Source organism: Clostridium sp., assembly GCF_051650885.1.
GTDB lineage: Bacteria > Bacillota > Clostridia > Clostridiales > Clostridiaceae > Clostridium.
Map to the genome: position 1 here is coordinate 1 of NZ_JBOFRG010000360.1, position 1,516 is coordinate 1,516.

Annotated in this window: 2 protein-coding genes; both read left to right on the top strand. The window is 39.3% G+C overall.

The window, feature by feature from the left end:
* On the top strand, nucleotides 1-875 hold an 875-nt coding region (locus ACRC28_RS18365), incomplete at its 5' end, for a hypothetical protein (protein WP_438544900.1).
* Nucleotides 876-902: 27 nt separating this feature from the next.
* A partial coding sequence (locus tag ACRC28_RS18370) for a reverse transcriptase domain-containing protein (RefSeq protein ID WP_438544901.1) occupies nucleotides 903-1,516 on the top strand: 614 nt, incomplete at its 3' end.

The following is a 1,516-nucleotide window of genomic DNA, read 5'->3' on the forward strand; positions in this document are numbered from 1 at the left end:
TTAGAGATTTGGTGAAGACCCACCCTGTATGGAACATGACGGATATCACTAGGATTCTCCAGTCTGTCCAGGTCACATATCAATTGGTGACAGAAAAAGAGAAAGCAAAAGGTGTTTGGTTAAAAAGTATCAATAACAAGATACTAACCATAAATGCAAGTATCGAGCTGCTAGCCAGATATAAAGATGACAGCAACCACCTTAAAGGAGAAGATCTTAGAGCAGCAAGAAGGTTGATGAGAACTTATGGTCTCATTCTTGACAAGCCAAAAGATCGAGAAACTGTCATTTCTCACCTTAAAGAAAGGACTGTCATCTATAGTGACAAAATAAGAAAACATGAAAAGAGAAAAGCTTTCCGAAAGGAGAACGACAAGTTCGAGCTCTATAGAGGAAGATTCTACAGGGATCTCTCTTCTGAGGAGGCACTTGAACATAACGTTTTCCTTGAGGAAATAAAAGACACCTGGTCTAAAATGTGGGAAGAAGATGACTGCCCCAATAGTCATCTTAAATTAAATGAGTATGTACTCAACCACACACCAGGTGAAAAGGAAGAAACATGCTTTCCGAAAAAAATTGAATTCTGTGAAATTATCAAGTGGCTACCCAACTGGAAGGCTGCAGGGCCTGATGGTGTCTTTAACTTTTTTATAAAAAGCATCAGTAGTCTCCATCCGGAGATCTACAAGGTAATCAGAAATATCTGCCTTGCCAGTGATGCTCAAGACAAGTGGTTTTACAAAGGGATTACACATTTAATCCCTAAAGGAACGCCTAAGTCAGGAAAAGATTTTAGACCCTTCACCTGCATGTCTAACCTGTACAAACTAACCACCAAATGTGCTACATCAATTATTCAATTGATTGTTTAACAAAGGAAGGTACTATCTGAAAATCAGATGGGAACAGTACGACGGGTCCTGGGAGCCAAGGAACAAGCCTTGACCAACATCATGCTTAACAAAGCAAACAGGTACGACTTAAAAACTACCTGGATTGATGTTAAAAAGGCTTTAGATTCAGTTACACACAAATACTCAGTTTCATGTGTAGAAAGCTTAGGATTACCAGCCTGGATCTCAGATTTCATTAAGAGCATAATCTCTAGATGGAATCTGGAGATAAGATCCTCAAACACGGTAATTATGAATAAGCAAGTTAAAAGAGGAATCCTCCAGGGTGACAGCCTATCGCCACTGCTTTTTGTCATATGTATGGACCCATTGAGCAAGCGATTAAATGGGTTATACCCAAAGGTAAGTGTCGAAACTGGAGACCTCAACTACACATGCAATCACCTATTGTTTATAGATGATTTAAAATTAATTGCTAAGTCAGAGGATACCCTCAAAGCAATGACTGATGAAACCAAGAAATTCTTCGAGGTAGTCGGTCTGGAGATGAATGTAGAGAAATCTGCAACAAAATCATCTTTATGCAGTGGGGATGCCAAGCTGCTCGAATCTCATGAGGGATATAAATACCTTGGAGTAATTGAGAAAAGTGATGGTAG